The 16595-nt window shown below is 70.7% G+C and carries 11 protein-coding genes; 1 reads left to right on the forward strand and 10 read right to left on the reverse strand.

Features of this window, described 5'->3' with window-relative positions; genetic code table 11:
• Window positions 1-154: 154 nt before the first annotated feature.
• The 5 genes from ilvC to Acor_RS10170 form a co-directional block, all read right to left on the reverse strand.
• Window positions 155-1144: a ketol-acid reductoisomerase gene (ilvC, locus tag Acor_RS10150; protein ID WP_155336404.1), complete on the reverse strand. Its 990-nt coding sequence runs from the start codon at window positions 1142-1144 to the stop codon at window positions 155-157.
• A 33-nt stretch (window positions 1145-1177) separates the two neighbouring features.
• On the reverse strand, window positions 1178-1702 hold the full coding sequence (gene ilvN / locus Acor_RS10155; RefSeq protein WP_155336323.1) for an acetolactate synthase small subunit: 525 nt from the start codon (window positions 1700-1702) through the stop codon (window positions 1178-1180).
• Window positions 1702-3477 carry an acetolactate synthase large subunit gene (locus tag Acor_RS10160; protein ID WP_281353200.1) on the reverse strand — a complete coding sequence of 592 codons (1776 nt, stop codon included), beginning with the start codon at window positions 3475-3477 and terminating at the stop codon, window positions 1702-1704. Before Acor_RS10160 ends, ilvN begins: the two co-directional genes overlap by 1 nt.
• Window positions 3478-3703: 226 nt before the next feature.
• The gene (locus tag Acor_RS10165) at window positions 3704-6346 is read right to left on the reverse strand and encodes a putative bifunctional diguanylate cyclase/phosphodiesterase (protein WP_246238542.1); all 2643 of its coding nucleotides are present in this window, start codon (window positions 6344-6346) and stop codon (window positions 3704-3706) included.
• A gap of 190 nt (window positions 6347-6536) precedes the next feature.
• Window positions 6537-7442 carry a 2-hydroxyacid dehydrogenase gene (locus Acor_RS10170; protein WP_155336325.1) on the reverse strand — a complete coding sequence of 302 codons (906 nt, stop codon included), beginning with the start codon at window positions 7440-7442 and terminating at the stop codon, window positions 6537-6539.
• Window positions 7443-7509: 67 nt separating this feature from the next.
• Here Acor_RS10170 and Acor_RS10175 point away from each other — a divergent pair, with 67 nt between their 5' ends.
• On the forward strand, window positions 7510-8604 hold the full coding sequence (locus Acor_RS10175; RefSeq protein ID WP_246238543.1) for a PQQ-dependent sugar dehydrogenase: 1095 nt from the start codon (window positions 7510-7512) through the stop codon (window positions 8602-8604).
• On the opposite strand, the gene Acor_RS10180 is transcribed toward Acor_RS10175, so the two are convergent.
• The 5 genes from Acor_RS10180 to Acor_RS10200 all read right to left on the reverse strand — a co-directional run bounded on the left by Acor_RS10180 (window position 8605) and on the right by Acor_RS10200 (window position 16282).
• Complete coding sequence (locus Acor_RS10180) at window positions 8605-10563, reverse strand: VanW family protein (RefSeq protein ID WP_155336327.1); 1959 nt, start codon at window positions 10561-10563, stop codon at window positions 8605-8607.
• 172 nt (window positions 10564-10735) lie between these two features.
• Window positions 10736-12223 (reverse strand): Asp-tRNA(Asn)/Glu-tRNA(Gln) amidotransferase subunit GatB, encoded by a 1488-nt coding sequence (gene gatB, locus Acor_RS10185; protein WP_174876131.1) that lies wholly within the window; start codon window positions 12221-12223, stop codon window positions 10736-10738.
• An 11-nt stretch (window positions 12224-12234) separates the two neighbouring features.
• Window positions 12235-13725, reverse strand: coding sequence for an Asp-tRNA(Asn)/Glu-tRNA(Gln) amidotransferase subunit GatA (gatA, locus tag Acor_RS10190; RefSeq protein WP_155336329.1), 1491 nt, complete (start codon window positions 13723-13725; stop codon window positions 12235-12237).
• A complete protein-coding gene (gene gatC / locus Acor_RS10195) occupies window positions 13722-14021 on the reverse strand; it encodes an Asp-tRNA(Asn)/Glu-tRNA(Gln) amidotransferase subunit GatC (RefSeq protein ID WP_155336330.1) in 300 nt (99 codons plus the stop codon). The genes gatA and gatC overlap by 4 nt, the downstream gene beginning before the upstream one ends.
• A 191-nt stretch (window positions 14022-14212) precedes the next feature.
• Complete coding sequence (locus Acor_RS10200) at window positions 14213-16282, reverse strand: putative bifunctional diguanylate cyclase/phosphodiesterase (RefSeq protein WP_155336331.1); 2070 nt, start codon at window positions 16280-16282, stop codon at window positions 14213-14215.
• Window positions 16283-16595 lie beyond the last annotated feature (313 nt).

The following is a 16595-nucleotide window of genomic DNA, read 5'->3' on the forward strand; positions in this document are numbered from 1 at the left end:
CGCCGCAATCAATCTTTCCGACTCCCCCTTTGGCCCCGGCTTGGCCGCGCCTGTGTCTGGACTGAGGAACGCAGGTCGCGGAGCGGCCGGAGTGACGAGGGAAGACACAGGCTAAGGAGCGGCCAAGCCCGCCGATCCGAAGGATCGGCCAATGTCACTGCTCGTTCTGGAGCCAGCTCATCATCGGGCGGAGCTTGGCGCCGGTCTTCTCGATCGGGTGCTCGGCCAGCTCCTCGCGGTACTTGTTGAACTGGACCTGGCCGCCGTCGAACTCGGCCACCAGCTCGCGCGCGAACTCGCCGGACTGGATCTCGTCGAGGATCTTGCGCATCTCCTTCTTGGTGTCCGCGTTGATCAGGCGGGTGCCGCGGCTGTAGCCGCCGTACTCGGCGGTGTCGGAGACCGACCAGTACATCTTGTGGATGCCGCCCTCGTACATCAGGTCGACGATCAGCTTCATCTCGTGCAGGCACTCGAAGTAGGCGACCTCGGGCTGGTAGCCCGCCTCGATCAGGGTCTCGAAGCCCGCCTTGATCAGCTCGGACACGCCGCCGCAGAGCACGGCCTGCTCGCCGAACAGGTCGGTCTCGGTCTCCTCGGTGAAGGTGGTCTTGAGCGCGCCGGCCCGGGTGCCGCCGATGCCCTTGGCGTAGGACAGGGCCAGCTGCCAGGCGGCGCCGCTGGCGTCCTTCTCGACGGCGACCAGGCAGGGCACGCCGCGGCCGGCCGAGTACTGGCGGCGGACCAGGTGGCCCGGGCCCTTCGGGGCGACCATGGCGACGTCGACGCCCTCGGGGGCCTCGATCAGGCCGTACCGGATGTTGAGGCCGTGGCCGAAGAAGAGGGCGTCGCCCTGGACCAGGTTGGGGGCGACGTGCTCGGCGTACAGGTGGCGCTGGATGTGGTCCGGCGCCAGGATCATCGTGAGGTCGGCCTCTTCGACGGCCTCGCCGGGGGTGAGCACGCGGAGGCCGTCGTTCTCGGCCTTCTCCCGGCTCTTGGAGCCCTCGGGCAGGCCGACGCGGACGTCCACGCCCGAGTCGCGCAGGCTGAGCGCGTGGGCGTGGCCCTGGCTGCCGTACCCGAGGACGGCGACGTGCCGGCCCTGGATGATCGACAGGTCCGCGTCGTTGTCGTAGAAGATCTCAGTCACTTGGATAAACCTTTCAGGGTTCTCTTAGGCGGTCCGGTCGAGCGCCCGGAGCGAGCGGTCGGTGATGGAGCGGGCACCGCGGCCGATGGCCACCATGCCCGACTGCACGAGTTCCTTGATGCCGAACGGCTCCAGCACGCGGACGAACGCCTCCAGCTTGTCCGCCGTGCCGGTGACCTCGATGGTGACCGCGTCCGGCGCGACGTCGACGCAGCGCGCGCGGAACAGGTTGACCAGTTCCAGGACGTGGCTGCGGGAGTCCGCGTCCGCCCTGACCTTGATCAGCATGAGCTCGCGCTGCACGGACTGGGTGGTGTCCAGTTCGACGATCTTGAGCACGTTCACCAGCTTGTTGAGCTGTTTGGTGACCTGCTCAAGCGGGAGTTCCTCCACGTTGACCACGATGGTCATCCGGGAGATGTCGCTGTGCTCGGTGGGCCCGACGGCCAGCGAGTCGATGTTGAACCCGCGGCGGCTGAACAGCGCGGACACCCGGGCCAGCACGCCGGGCTTGTTCTCCACCAGAACGGAGAGGGTGTGGCGGCTCATCAGTCCTCGTGCTCCCACTTCGGCGCCATGTCACGGGCATACTTGATCTCGTCGTTGCTGGTTCCTGCGGCGACCATCGGCCACACCATGGCGTCCTCGTGGACGACGAAGTCGACCACCACCGGGGCGTCGTTGATCTCCATCGCCTTCTGGATGGTGGCGTCCACGTCCTCGGGCCGCTCGCACCGCAGACCGACGCAACCATACGCCTCCGCGAGCTTCACGAAGTCCGGGATCCGGCGCGTCGACTGCAGGTTCGTGTTGGAGTACCGCTGGTCGTAGAAGAGCGTCTGCCACTGGCGGACCATGCCGAGGTTACCGTTGTTGATCACCGCGACCTTGATCGGCACACCTTCCAGGGCGCAGGTGGCCAGCTCCTGGTTGGTCATCTGGAAGCAGCCGTCCCCGTCGATGGCCCAGACCACGCTGTCCGGGGCGCCCATCTTGACGCCCATCGCGGCCGGCACCGCGAAGCCCATGGTGCCCAGGCCGCCGGAGTTGATGAACGTGCCCGGGTTCTCGTAGCCGATGAACTGGGCGGCCCACATCTGGTGCTGGCCGACCCCGGCCACGTAGTACGCGTCCGGCCCGACGATGGAGCTGAGCCGCTCCAGCACGTACTGCGGGGCCAGCGAGCCGTCCTCGAACGTCTCGTAGCCCAGCGCGTACGTCTGCTTGAGCGCGTTCAGCGCCTGCCACCACTGGGCGTAGTCGCCCTTGCGGCCCTCCGCCTTGACCGCCGCGATCAGGTCGGTGAGGACCTCCCGGCAGTCGCCGACGATCGGCACGTCCGCGTGCCGGTTCTTGGAGATCTCGGCCGGGTCGATGTCCGCGTGCACGATCTTCGCGTGCGGCGCGAAGGTGTCCAGCCGGCCGGTGACCCGGTCGTCGAAGCGGGCGCCGAGCGCGATGATCAGGTCGCTGCGCTGGAGCGAGCCGACCGCGGCGACCGTGCCGTGCATGCCGGGCATGCCCAGGTGCTGCGGGTGGCTGTCGGGGAAGCTGCCGCGGGCGGTCAGGGTGGTGATGACCGGGATGCCGGTCAGCTCGGCCAGTTCGCGCAGCTGGGTGGCGGCGCGGGCCTTGTGCACGCCGCCGCCGACGTACAGCACCGGGCGGTGGGCTTCGGCGATCAGCCGGGCCGCCTCGCGGATCTGCTTGGAGTGCGGGCGGGTGACCGGGCGGTAGCCCGGCAGCAGCATGGTGACCGGCCAGACGAAGGTGGTCATGGCCTGGAGTGCGTCCTTGGAGATGTCCACCAGCACCGGGCCGGGGCGGCCGGTCGAGGCGATGTGGAAGGCCTCCACGATCGTCCTGGGGATGTCGGCCGCGTCGGTGACCAGGAAGTTGTGCTTGGTGATCGGCATGGTGATGCCGGAGATGTCCGCCTCCTGAAAGGCGTCCGTCCCGATCGAGGCCGACGCGACCTGGCCGGTGATGGCGACGATCGGCACCGAGTCCATGTACGCGTCCGCGATCGGGGTGACCAGGTTGGTCGCGCCCGGACCGCTGGTCGCCATGCAGACGCCCACCCGGCCGGTGGCCTGCGCGTAGCCTTCGGCGGCGTGGCCGGCGCCCTGCTCGTGCCGGACGAGCACATGCCGGACCTTGGTCGAGTCGTAGAGGGGATCGTAGGCGGGCAGGATGGCGCCGCCTGGAATCCCGAACACCGTGTCGACCCCGACGTTCTCCAGTGCCCGCACCAGGGCCTGGGCACCTGTCATCTGTTCGGTCATCGGCTCGTTCCTCATGTGGCTGAGCGTGTGTGGTGTGATGGCTGGGCATAAAAAATGCCCCGTCCGCTGGGCGGAGCTGGGGCGGCGCGCAGGACTTCGGACCTCGTCAGGCTGCGCGCCTGCGAAGTACTACGAGAATCCCACCGGAATGCATGGCTCCACCTTGGCCGATCCATGGCCGCTGCGTCAAATCATGTGGGACAACAATCTCACCATACGAAACAACGCATCGGCCAAGCGCGCCGTGCCGAAGGCGCGGCCAATGTCACGCGGTGTTCTGGAGGCTGGTGAGGTTGGTCCGCATCAGCGAGTCCACACCTTGGGCGCCCATGGGCCGGGCCACCAGATAACCCTGGCCCCGGCTGCAGCCCATCTCCCGGAGGAGTTCCAGCTGCTCGGGGCGCTCGATGCCCTCGGCGACCACGGTCAAACCGAGGTCGTGGCCGAGTCGCACGATGGTCCGGGTCAGCAGGGTGAGCGTCTCGTCCAGGCCGAGGCCGGAGACGAACGACGGGTCAATCTTGATCATGTCCACCGGGAGCTGCCTGAGGAACGCCAGCGAGGCGTAGCCGGTGCCGAAGTCGTCGATGGCCAGCCGCACCCCGAGCTCGCGCAGCTCCGACAGCTTGTCGACGGTGTCCCCGGCGTCCTCGACCAGCATCTCCTCGATCACCTCAAGGGTGAGCGCGCTCGGCGGCAGGCCGCTGTCGGCCAGCGCCGCCGAGATGGTCTGCACGAAACCGGGCGCGGTGATCTGCCGCTTGGACAGGTTGAGCGCCAGGCCGATGTCCCACGAGGAGGCCCGCCAGGCGGCCACCTCGCGGCACGCCTCGGTCAGGATCCACTCGCTCAGCGGCACGATCAGGCCGGTGTCCTCGGCCGCGTCCAGGAACTGCTCCGGCGGGACGAACGTGCCGCCGCGGCACCAGCGCACCAGCGCCTCCACCGCGGTCACCCGGTTCCCTGCCAGGTCCACGATCGGCTGGTACTCGATCACGAACTGCTGCTCGAGCAGCGCCCGCTGCAGGTCGGCGGCGATCTCCAGGCGGCGTACGGCATCCGCGTGCATGTGCGCCGCGAACACCTCCACCCGCCGCCCGCCGAGCCCCTTGGCCCGCGCCATCGCCACGTCGGCGTTGCGCAGCAGATCCCCCGGCGAGGTCTCGTCCTCGGCGAACGCGACGCCCACGCTGGCGGTCAGCGCGATGTCCCGGTCGGCCACCCGGAACGGCTCAGACGACACCGCGCGGACCAGCCGCTCGGCCAGGTCCACCGCGAGCTGCGCGTCGCCGCCGGACTCCAGCAGCACCGCGAACTCGTCACCGCCCCAGCGCGCGAGCGTGTCGTCCGCTCGAACCGCGGCGCGCAACCGCCGGGCGGCCTGCCCGAGCAGGTAGTCCCCGCTGGCGTGGCCGACTGAATCGTTCACGCCGGTGAAGCCGTCCAGGTCCAGGAAGATCACGGCCGGGCGGCTGGCCCGGGGCAGCACCTCGCGGGTGCGCTCCTCGAAGTAGGCCCGGTTGGGCAGGCCGGTCACGCCGTCGTGGAAGGTCAGGTGGGTGACCTGGTTGCGCAGCGCGACCTGGTCGCTGACGTCCCTGGTGGTGACCAGGACCAGGTCCTCGCGCCGGACGTGCCGGGTGGCCACCGACTCGGTGGGCCGCCAGGTGCCGTCGGCGGCGCGGACCCGGCATTCGATCCGGCAGGTGCCGTACCGCTGCGGGCTCTCGTCCTCGATCATGCGGCGGAGCTGGGCCTGGATGCCGGGCACGTCCTCCGGGTGCAGGTAGTCGAAGATCGACTTGCCGGTGAGCTCGACCGGGTCGTAGCCGTAGGTCTCCTCGACGCCCGCGCTGATCTCCTGCACGGTGCCCTCGTGGTCGCACATCAGCACCACGTCGCCGGTGTCGGCGGCCAGCTGGTGCAGCTGGCGTTCGCTGATCGCCATCTGGTTGCGCAGGCCGTCCGCGGCCAGCATCAGCCCGGTCAGCCGGACCAGCAGCACGGCCAGCACCGAGACCACCACGATGGTGAGCGCGGGCCCGCCGGCGAACGCGTCGGCCCCGACCACCACGGTCGCCGCGGCCACCAGCGCGTACGGCGTGGCCGCCACCACCGGCAGCGGCGTCGCGGCGGCCCGCAGCCGGGCGGGCACCCGGCCCCGGGAGCCCTCCTCGATCCACGGCGCGACCGCCAGCAGCAGGAACGCGGCCGGGGCGACCAGACCGGCCACCATGGTCGGCGACTGCTCGCCGTTCAGCCGGGTGACGGCGGTGGCCAGCTCGGCCAGCGTGATCGCGGACAGCACCAGCAGCCCGGCCAGCCCGACCGCCCGGTTGGCCGCCCGGGAGATCGCCACCTTGGGCGCGACCGCGCAGGCGGCCAGCAGGCAGAGCACCGGCAGCGCCAGCGTGGAGTAGAACGCGCCGGTGTCCTCGGCCTGCGCGGCCATCGGCCCGAGCAGCACCGCCCAGGTGATCGCGAAGATCGAGGCCGCGCCCAGGTAGGCCTCGGTGGCCTGCCGGAACACGCCCCGGCGCTGCGGCGGCGGCACCGCGGTCAGCCAGCAGCCGATCATCAGCAGCAGCGAGCCGACCAGCATCAGCAGGTCGGCGAAGGTGAGCACGAACGCGGTGCCGGCCGCCACCGGGCGGACCCCGATGCCGAACAGCCAGGTGAGCGCGCCCCCGGCGAGCCAGCGCCAGGCGACCGCCTCGCGCCGGTGCGCGGAGGCGTTCCTGGTCGAGGCCACCACCAGCGAGACGGCGGCGAGCAGCCCGGTCACCAGGCCGGCCACGGCCGTCACCGCGGTGTCGGAGCCACCCGCGATGAGGGCACCGGCGATCACCGCCGCGCCGAGCCCGGCCGCGGCGATCAGCGAGACCCTCGGGTCCCTCCTGCCGTTCACGCTCGTCGCCCTTTACATCCGGTCACATCGTCAGTTTGCGCGGCGGCAGCTCTTGACTTCAGGCCAATGGCCCAGTCGTCACCGATCTGATAACAGGGATCCGCGCGTTAGGTAACGCTACGGACCAGAGGTCACGGGCCAGGCACGGTCCGGATCCATCTTCACTAGACGGCGCGTTCAGTAACCGAAGTCAGTACACCCCGCTGATCACGTTGACCAGCGGCTCACCGGCGCGGAAGCGGAGCAGTTGGGCGCGGACCAGCTCGATCGCCCGCCGGGTGGAGGCGGGCGTGCTGCCGGCCACGTGCGGGGTGAGGAACAGGCCGGGCGCGGACCAGAGCGGGTGCCCCGGCGGCAGCGGTTCCGGGTCGGTGACGTCCACGGCGGCCCGCAGCCGCCCCGAGTTCAGCTCTGCGACCAGGGCCGTCGTGTCCACGACCGAGCCGCGCGCGGCGTTCACCAGGACCGCGCCGTCCTTCATCCTGGCCAGGAAGTCGGCGTCCACGAAGCCGGCGGTGGCCTGGGTGGCGGGCACCAGCAGCACCACCACGTCGGCCTCCGGCAGCAGGGCCGGCAGGTCGGCCTCGGCGTGCACGCCGTCCCTGACGGTTCTGGCCACCCGGACCACGTTCACCTCGAACCCGGCCAGGCGGCGTTCGAGCGCCTCGCCGATCGAGCCGTACCCGACGATCAGCACGGTGGAGTCGGCGAGCACGCCGGTGTGGTGGTAGCGCCACTGGCCGGCCAGTTGGTCGGCGGTGAACCCGGGGAACTCGCGGAGCACCGAGATCATCGCGCCGACCGCCCATTCCGCGGTCCCGGCGTCGTGCACGCCGCGCGCGTTGCACAGCACCACGCCCTCAGGCACATGCGGCCGGTACGGCTCGACGCCCGCCGTCACCGTCTGAATCAGCCGCAGCCGTTTCATCCGTGACAGCAGTTCGGGGATCTCGGGCACGGGCATGAGTGTCGGCACCCAGACGTCGACGTCCTCGACGCCCGGCGGCTCGGTGGTGCCGTCATACACGGCGAATTCGATATCGGGCAGGTCGGACGGTATTGCCGCGGCCGCCTGGGGGGCGATCCAGATCTTCACAGCTGACAACCTTAGGGAACCTTTCGCCGAAGAAGCCAGTATGGGGAGGAACAGGAGGGTGGCAATCATGAAACTGAGCTGGATTGGCGCGGCGCTGCTGGTGGCGGGGTGTTCGGCCGCGCCCGCGGTGGACACCGCGAGCGACCCCGGCGGCGCGGGGCCGCCGACGCCGACGCTGGCGAGCGTGACCCCGGTACCGCCGGCCGGGCCGCCGCACACGCTGGTGCAGGGGCTTGAGGTGCCGTGGGCGATCGCGTTCCTGCCGGGCGGGGACGCGCTGGTGACGGAGCGGAACTCCGGACGGCTGCTGCGGGTGAGCGCGCAGGGCCAGACGAGCGTGGTGGCCACGATCGAAGGGGTGGCCGCCGGCGGCGAGGGCGGCCTGCTGGGCGTCGCGGTGTCCCCGACATTCGCGGAAGATCACTATGTCTTCCTGTACTTCACCGCGGGTGACGACAACCGGATCGTGCGCGCCCCCTACGACCAGCAGCTCGGCGACCCGGTCGCCATCGTCACCGGCATCCCCAAGGGCGGCAACCACAACGGCGGCCGCCTGGAGTTCGGCCCCGACGGCTTCCTGTACGCCGCCACCGGCGAGGTCGGCGACCGCGGCCTCTCCCAGGACAAGGCGTCACTCGGCGGCAAGATCCTGCGCATGACCATGCAGGGCACCCCCGCCCCCGGCAACCCGTACGGCACCCTGGTCTGGAGCATGGGGCACCGGAACGTGCAGGGCATGGCCTGGGACAACGCGGACAACATGTACGCCACCGAGTTCGGCCAGAACACCTACGACGAGATCAACCTCATCAAGCCGGGCGTGAACTACGGCTGGCCGGAGGTCGAGGGGGTCTCCGACGACAACCGCTACGCCAACCCGATCGTGACATGGTCCACCGACGAGGCGTCGCCGTCCGGGCTCGCGTACGCGGACGGCTCGCTCTGGGCGGCGGCGCTGCGCGGCCAGCGGCTGTGGCAGGTCCCGGTGACCGACCAGGGCACGGCCGGGAAGCCGGTGGCCCGCTACGTGGACGAGTTCGGCCGGATGCGCGCCGTGGCCACCGCGCCGGACGGGCTGCTGTGGGCCTCGACCAGCAACCTGGACGGGCGCGGCTCGTCCCGCGAGGGCGACGACCGCATCCTGGTCATCCCGACCGACTGATCACTCCGCCGCCGGGGGGCAGACCACCGCCCCCTGTGGCCGGTAGGTGGTGGTGATCGTCTCGGTCTTGGCGTCGCCGCCGTCGACGGGCGTGCTGGTCCGGGTGGTCCTGATGGTGAAGCCGTCCACGCCGGTGATCGGCGCGCAGTTCTCGGCCGGGCCGATGGTGGTGGTCGCGGGGACGACCTTGGTCCGGCCGGACTGCTTGACCTCGACGTCGTGGTGGGCGGTGCTCCAGAGCGCGACCGTGACCGCGGTGCCGGTGGCGGTGGCGCGGATCAGCACGCCGTACGGGGAGTCGTTGCGCCAGCGCAGGTCGGGGCCGGGGTAGGAGATGGCGACCTCCAGGCCGGGCGGGTACTGGGGGACGAAGGTCTCGTGCGGGGTGGCCTCCACGGTTTCCAGACCGGCGTACAGGACGGCCTGGTACATGGCGGTGGCGAACTGGGAGATGCCGGCCACGTCCTGGCCGCGCTTGCCGCGCACGTCGACCGCCTCGACCGAGCCGCTGTAGCCGGCGACGCCCTCGCGGCGGCCGGTGGCGGCGTTCAGCGAGAACGTCTCGCCCGGTTTGACCACCCGGCCGTCGAGCAGGCGGGCCACGGTCTGGATGTTGCTCACCCGGGGCTGGCAGCACGGGTACGCGGCGGAGCGGGCGCTGATCTGCTCGGTGACGCCGAGGGTGGCCGCCTCGTCGTCGCTCAGCGCGGGCCGCGCGACGGTCAGCGGGACGCTCACCCGGTGGCTGCCGCCCGCGCCGATCGCCTTGATCACCGCAGTGCCCAGTTCGATGACGTCCACGGCCCGGCCGGGCTTGGCCTTCACCAGGACGGGACGCTCGCCGGCGGTGCTGAAGGTGGCGTCCCTGGGGGCGAGCTCGGGCGGGACCAGCGGGAGCCCGCGGACGGCCGCCGCGGCGTCGAACCGCGCGTCCAGGCCGCCGGACCCGTCCGCGTAGAAGATCAGATGAGCGGCCACGGCCTCCGGCGTCAGCCTGACCTCCGCATCCTTGGTCACCAGCGTCAGCGGCTTGGCCACCGCCCGCTTGGCCCAGGCGACCGCCTCGTTCACCCCCGACTTGGTCACGGTCGGCCGGACCTGCCGGGGTTCCACCTCGACCATCAGATCCGAGGTGAGGTACGCCTTGTGCACGTCGGCGGCGATCTCCTCGATGTCGAGGGCGACCCCCGCCTCGGGTTCGATCGCGACCGGGCGGGTGCCGTCGAACCGCACCCCGCCCTCGACCATCTTCTTCTCCAGCTCCCGCCCCACGCTGGTGGAGATCACGTTGAGCAGCTTGGCGCGGTCGACGGCGATCACCGGCTCGATCTCGCGGTGGCCGGTCAGCCCCTGCCACACCTCGAAGGGGCTGGGGAAGCCCGCCGGGGCCGACTGGATCGTCGCGGGCACGTCCAGGGACAGGCCGCTGTCGTCGGGGTTGAGGCTGACCCGATGCTGGCCCTGCTTGATCACGATCGCGGTGGCGATGTGGCCGGCCATCCTGGCCCGTAATCGGCTCTCCGCCTCGGGCGGGCTGAGCCCGCCCAGGTCCACGCCGAGGATGGTGGTCCCCGGCAGGATGCCGCCGGTCATGAAACCGGCCGGGACCAGGTAGACCAGCAGGACCATGATGAGCAGGGTGATCGCCAGCAGGCGGCCCCAGCGCAGGTGCGGGTCCTCGGGTTCCGGCACCAGCTCGGGGGAGAGCGCCGCGCCGGGCTTGGTCCCCGCCATCGGCCACGGCTCGACCGTCAGCGGCGGCGGGAGCTGGCTTTCCTGGGTGGTGGTCGGCGCGGTGAGCGGGCGGCTACCGAAGATGTCCGAGGAGACGCCGGGCGGCAGGAAGGTCGGGCCGGTCGGGGCGGCGCGCATCTGCTGCCGTCGCCGACGGGGAACGGGCGGAGCTGCCGACGCGACCGGGTCCGTCGGCGGGTCGATGGACGCTCCGGCGTTCCGCACGCCTCGCTCTCCTCCGGCTCAGGGGAATCACCCTTCAGTTAACCCTAAAGCACTCACTTCTGAATATGTCACTAATTCAAGTCCTTCAAGTTGTCATCCCTCTCGTCAAGTCCCACCAATGACGAGCGGGCGTTCGGCTCGCCCGCCGGGAGCGGGCGAGCCTGACCTTCGGCTATTCGGTCACGCCGAGCTTGTCCAGGATCAGCTGGCGAGCCCGGCCGGCGTCGGCCTTGCCGCGGCTGGCCTTCATGACCCCGCCGACCAGCGCGCCCACCGCCGCGATCTTGCCGCCGCGGATCTTGTCGGCCGCGTCGGCGTTGGCCGCGATGACCTGGTCGATGATCGCCGACAGCTCACCGTCGTCGTTCACGATCTGCAGGCCGCGGGCCGCCACCACGTCGTCCGGGGAGCCCTCCCCGGCCAGCACGCCCTCCAGCACCTGGCGGGCCAGCTTGTCGTTGAGCGCGCCGGAGGCGACCAGCTCGGTCACCCGGGCGATCTGGGCGGGGGTGATCGGCAGGGCGGCCAGCGTGGTGCCCGCCTCGTTGGCGCGGCGGGCCAGCTCGCCCATCCACCACTTGCGGGCGTCCGCCGCCGGAGCGCCGGCCGCCACCGTGGCCTCGACCAGGACGAACGCGTCCGCGTTGTGCATGGCGGCCATGTCCAGGTCGGACACGCCCCAGTCGGCCTGGAGCCGGCGGCGCCGGACCGAGGGGAGCTCGGGCAGTTCGGCCTTGAGCCGGGCCACCCACTCCGGGTCGGGCTCGATCGGCACCAGGTCGGGCTCGGGGAAGTAGCGGTAGTCCTGCGCCTCCTCCTTGGAGCGCCCGGACGTGGTCAGGCCGGTGTCCTCGTGGAAGTGGCGGGTCTCCTGGACGATCCGGCCGCCGTCCGCCAGGATCGCGGCCTGCCGCTCGATCTCGCTCCGGACCGAACGCTCCACGCTGCGCAGCGAGTTGACGTTCTTGGTCTCGGTCCTGGTCCCCCACTCGGTGGCGCCGCGCGGCATCAGCGAGACGTTGACGTCGCAGCGCATCGAGCCCTCCTCCATCCGCACGTCGGAGACGCCCAGTGAGCGCATCACCTCGCGGAGCTCGGTCGCGTACGCGCGCGCGACCTCGGGGGCGAGCCGGTCGGTGCCGGGGATCGGCTTGGTGACGATCTCGACCAGCGGGATGCCGGCCCGGTTGTAGTCCACGATCGAGTAGTCCGCGCCCTGGATCCGGCCGGTCGCGCCGCCCACGTGGGTGGACTTGCCGGTGTCCTCCTCCAGGTGCACCCGCTCGATCTCGATGCGGACGGTGCGGCCGTCCACCTCGACGTCGAGGTAGCCGTCGAAGCAGAGCGGCTCGTCGTACTGGCTGATCTGGTAGTTCTTCGGCATGTCCGGGTAGAAGTAGTTCTTCCGGGCGAACCTGCACCAGCCGGCGATCGAGCAGTTCAGCGCCAGGCCGATCCGGATCGTCGACTCGATCGCCATCTCGTTGGCCGTCGGCAGCGAACCCGGCAGGGCCAGGCAGACCGGGCAGACGTGGGTGTTCGGCGGGGCGCCGAACGCGGTCGGGCAGCCGCAGAACATCTTCGAGACGGTGCCCAGCTCAACGTGCGTCTCCAGGCCGAGCACCGGCTCGAACTGCGCCAGCGCCTCGTCGTACGGCATCAGCGTGTCGGTCACAGGGCCGGAGCCTCCTTCAGCAGCGGGCCGCCCCAGCGGTCCTCGAACGCCTTCTCGACAGCGGCGCCGACCCGGTAGCAGCGGTCGTCGCCCAGCACCGGGGCCATGATCTGCAGGCCCACCGGCAGCCCGTCCTCGTCGGCGCGGCCGCACGGCACCGAGATGGCCGCGTTGCCCGCCAGGTTGGACGGAATGGTGCACAGGTCGGCCAGGTACATGGCCATCGGGTCGTCGGCCCGCTCCCCGATCGGGAACGCCGTGGTCGGCGTGGTCGGCGAGATCAGCACGTCCACCTGGTGGAAGGCGGCCTCGAAGTCGCGGGCGATGAGGGTGCGGACCTTCTGGGCCGAGCCGTAGTAGGCGTCGTAGTAGCCGCTGGACAGCGCGTAGGTGCCGAGCATGATGCGCCGCTTGACCTCGGGGCCGAAGCCGGCCGCCCGGGTCAGCGCCATGACCTCCTCGGCGCTGCGGGTGCCGTCGTCGCCGACCCGCAGCCCGTAGCGCATCGCGTCGAAGCGGGCCAGGTTGGAGGAGCACTCCGACGGCGCGATCAGGTAGTACGCGGGCAGCGCGTAGGTGAACGAGGGGCAGGACACCTCGACGACCTTGGCGCCGAGCGACTCCAGCAGGTCCACGGCCTCCTGGAAGCGGGCCAGCACGCCGGGCTGGTAGCCGTCGCCGCCGAACTCCTTGACCACGCCGATGCGCAGCCCGTCCACGGACGCCTGCCTGGCGGCCTCGACCACCGGGGGCACCGGCGCGTCGATCGAGGTCGAGTCCATCGGGTCGTGCCCGGAGAACGCCTCATGCAGCAGCGCCGCGTCCAGCACGTTGCGGGCGAACGGGCCGGGCGTGTCCAGCGAGGACGCGAAGGCGATCAGCCCATACCGCGACGAACCACCGTAGGTGGGCTTCATGCCCACGATGCCGGTCACCGCGGCCGGCTGCCGGATCGAGCCGCCGGTGTCGGTGCCCGTGCTCAGCGGCGCCTCGTAGGCGGCCACCGACGCGGACGCGCCGCCGGACGAACCGCCGGGGATCCTGGTCAGGTCCCACGGGTTGCGGGTCGGACCGTAGGCGGAGTTCTCGGTGGAGGAGCCCATCGCGAACTCGTCCAGGTTGGTCTTGCCGAGGATGACCAGCCCGGCCGCGCGCAGCCGCTGGGTCACGGTCGCGTCATACGGCGGGCGCCAGCCCTCAAGGATCTTGGAACCGGCCGTGGTCGGCATGTCGGCGGTGGTGAACACGTCCTTGTGCGCGATCGGCACCCCGGCCAGCGGGCCGAGCCGCTCCCCGGCCGCCAGCCGCTCGTCCACCGCGCGCGCCTGGGCCAGCACCCCGTCGGGGTCGACGTGCAGGAACGCGTGGACCTTGGGCTCGACGGCCGCGATCCGGTCCAGGTGCGCCTGGGCGACCTCGACGGACGAGGTCTCCCCCGTGGCGATCAGCCGGCCGAGTTCCGCCGCCGTCTTGTGGATCAGGCTCACGCTTCCTCCCCGAGGATCCTGGGCACCCGGAACCGGTCGTCCTGGACGGCGGGCGCGCCGGACAGCGCCTGCTGCGGGGTGAGGCTGGGCCGCACCTCGTCGGGGCGGAACACGTTGGTCAGCGGGAGCGCGTGCGAGGACGGCGGGATGTCGGCGCTGGCGACCTCGGCGACGCGGGCCACCGCGCCGACGATCTGGTCGAGCTGGGCGGCGAAGTGGTCGAGTTCCTCATCGGCCAGCGCCAGCCGGGACAGCCGGGCGAGGTGAGCGACCTCATCGCGGGTTATGGCGGACATGAGTCTCGAACCCGTTTCTGAATGGAAGTCTGGACACAGCCATCCTAGGGGCTGTGCTTATGGCCGATCCTCCGGATCGGCGGGCTTGGCCGCTGGGGAGCCTGTGTCTTCCCTCGTCACTCCGGCCGCTCCGCGACCTGCGTTCCTCAGTCCAGACACAGGCGCGGCCTAGCCAGTTGGTTACGGGAGAATTAGACGGTGCCGTCCATGGCCATATGTGAGTCGTGAGACAGGCTGGGCAGCCGGAGGCGGGCCTTGAGCCAGACGGTGGCCTCGGTGGCGGGCATTGGTTCGGCCAGCCACCAGCCCTGGCCCGCGTCGCAGCCCATGGCGCGGAGCTGGGTGGCGATCTCGGCGGATTCGACGCCTTCGGCGACCGCGCGCAGGCCGAGCGAGCGCACCAGGTCGATGATCGAGCGAACAATCCGCTCATCGTCCGGCGATTCGCCGATTTTTCGTACGAAAGAGGCGTCTATTTTGACTTCGTCGACCTGGAGGCGCTGGAGCCGTACCAGCGTGGAGTAGCCCGTGCCGAAATCGTCCAGGGCCAGCGGGACGCCGAGGGCGGCCAGGGTGCGGATGGTGTCGGCGGAGTAGGCCTGGTCGGTCATCAGGATGCGCTCGGTGACCTCCAGGTGGATGGCGTTCGGCGGCAGCGACAATCGGGCCAGACCGGCGGAGAGCTGGTCGGGCAGGCCGGAGTCGAGCAGGTCGCGGGCCGAGACGTTGACCGAGACCGGCACCTCCAGGCCGTCGTGCCACCAGCGGGCCGCCTGGTTCATGGCCTTGTCGATGACGTGCTGGGTGAGTTCCCGCATCAGGTACGACTGCTCGGCCAGCGGGATGAACTCGACCGGGGAGATCGGCCCGCGCACCGGATGCCACCAGCGGAGCAGCGCCTCGACGCCCTCCACCCGGCCGTCCGCCAGCGAGACCTTCGGCTGGTAGTGCAGGTCCAGCTCGTCCCGGTCGATGGCCCTGCGCAGGTCGCCGAGGAGGCTGAGCCGCTCAGGTGAGTTCCGGTCCCGCTCGGCCACGTAGAACTCCACCCCGGTCCTGCCCTCCTTGGCCATGTACATCGCCACGTCGGAGCGCTGGAGCAGGAGCTCGAAGTCGGGGGCGTGATCCGGGAAGAGCGCGATGCCGATGGAGGCGTCCAGGTCGAAGGTCATGCCCTCCAGGCGGACCGGCTCGGTCAGCGCCACCCGCAGCCGGGAGGCGACCTCCTTGGCGGCGTGGCCGTCCCGGATCGAGGGCAACAGCACGGCGAACTCGTCGCCGCCGAGCCGGGCCACCACGTCGCCGGGGCGCACGCTGTGGGTGAGGCGGTGCGCCACGATCTGGAGCAGCAGGTCGCCGACCGGGTGGCCGAGGGTGTCGTTGACCTCCTTGAACCGGTCCAGGTCGAGCAGGAACAGGCCGACCCGTTCGTCCTCCCTGGCCTCGGCCAGGGCCTCCTCGGTGCGCAGGATCAGCAGCTTGCGGTTGGGCAGCCCGGTCAGGCCGTCGTGCATGGCCTGGTGGTCGCGGCGCATGGACAGGGTGGCGGTGAAGTACACGGCCGCCAGCGGGGCCACAAACAGCGGCACCAGGCCGGTGGAATGCTCCATCACGACCACGACCAGGGGGGCCAGGCCGAGCAGGGCGCCGTAGACGAGGGCCTGCGGGCCGATCGAAGCCTTGATCACCCGGATGATCGATTTGCGTTCGTGCAGCGCGACCGCGCTGCAGACCAGCAGGCCCCGGACGGTGAAGTAGGCGAGCCCGGCCAGCGCGATGGCCGGCATGTCGGTGCCCTCGGGGGTCCAGGTGTCGAGCGGGCGGGGGTGGATGCCGAACGCCCCGAAGACGACGGCGGAGGCCGTACAGGCCAGGGTGATCTGGGCGATGTTGAACGCGATGCGGTGCCAGGAGCGGCGATGGACCAGGCCGCTGACGACCACCGCGACCGCCTGCATCAGCACGGCCGCGGACAGGCCGTGGTGCATCAGGACGGCGAAGGTGAACATGGTCGAGGTGGGGGTGCCGCCGACGAGGGTGGAGGAGCTGACCATGACCGGGCGCAGTTCGCCCAGGACGACCAGCACGACCAGGATCCAGAACAGCGCGGTCGCGGCGAGCCCGGCGAGTTCGGGCACGCCCAGCCGGATCTGCGCGACGGCCAGCGCCGTCAGCCCGATCGTGATCACCCCGGTGAAGTAGGTCCACAGGGGTGAGCCGAGGCGCGGTCCGGTGTCCCGCGTGTCGGTGGGGTCCGCCATCTCTGGGCATGGCGCGAGATGGCGCGCAATCGCTGTCATCGGTAAGAAACCCCCCAAGAGGTCACTATGGGAGGGTACGGCCTCTGGGCCACTTCGCGAAACCGGTTGGGCACGTTCCGTTACTGGATATTTCGCGGCTTCTCGTTATCTGGGCGCTTCGGGGTGAAAGTTTCAGACGGCCTGATACCGGTTACGAGCGCGTTGCCAGGGCGTTTCAAGTTGGACCTTCCGCCATATTGCCCTGGGGCTTCTAGTACCTACGATCAGGTGATTAGATCCCTGCAGATTAGTGGGAGCGCTCCCACTTCTCAGG

Source organism: Acrocarpospora corrugata, assembly GCF_009687845.1.
Classification (GTDB): domain Bacteria; phylum Actinomycetota; class Actinomycetes; order Streptosporangiales; family Streptosporangiaceae; genus Acrocarpospora; species Acrocarpospora corrugata.

Excerpts from the sequence above, each read along its gene's own strand:
- ilvN (WP_155336323.1), bottom strand. The coding sequence starts at position 1,702 with ATGAGCCGCCACACCCTCTCCGTTCTGGTGGAGAACAAGCCCGGCGTG.
- Acor_RS10175 (WP_246238543.1), top strand. The coding sequence starts at position 7,510 with ATGAAACTGAGCTGGATTGGCGCGGCGCTGCTGGTGGCGGGGTGTTCG.
- gatB (WP_174876131.1), bottom strand. The coding sequence starts at position 12,223 with ATGCCGTACGACGAGGCGCTGGCGCAGTTCGAGCCGGTGCTCGGCCTG.
- gatC (WP_155336330.1), bottom strand. The coding sequence starts at position 14,021 with ATGTCCGCCATAACCCGCGATGAGGTCGCTCACCTCGCCCGGCTGTCC.
- Acor_RS10200 (WP_155336331.1), bottom strand. The coding sequence starts at position 16,282 with ATGGCGGACCCCACCGACACGCGGGACACCGGACCGCGCCTCGGCTCA.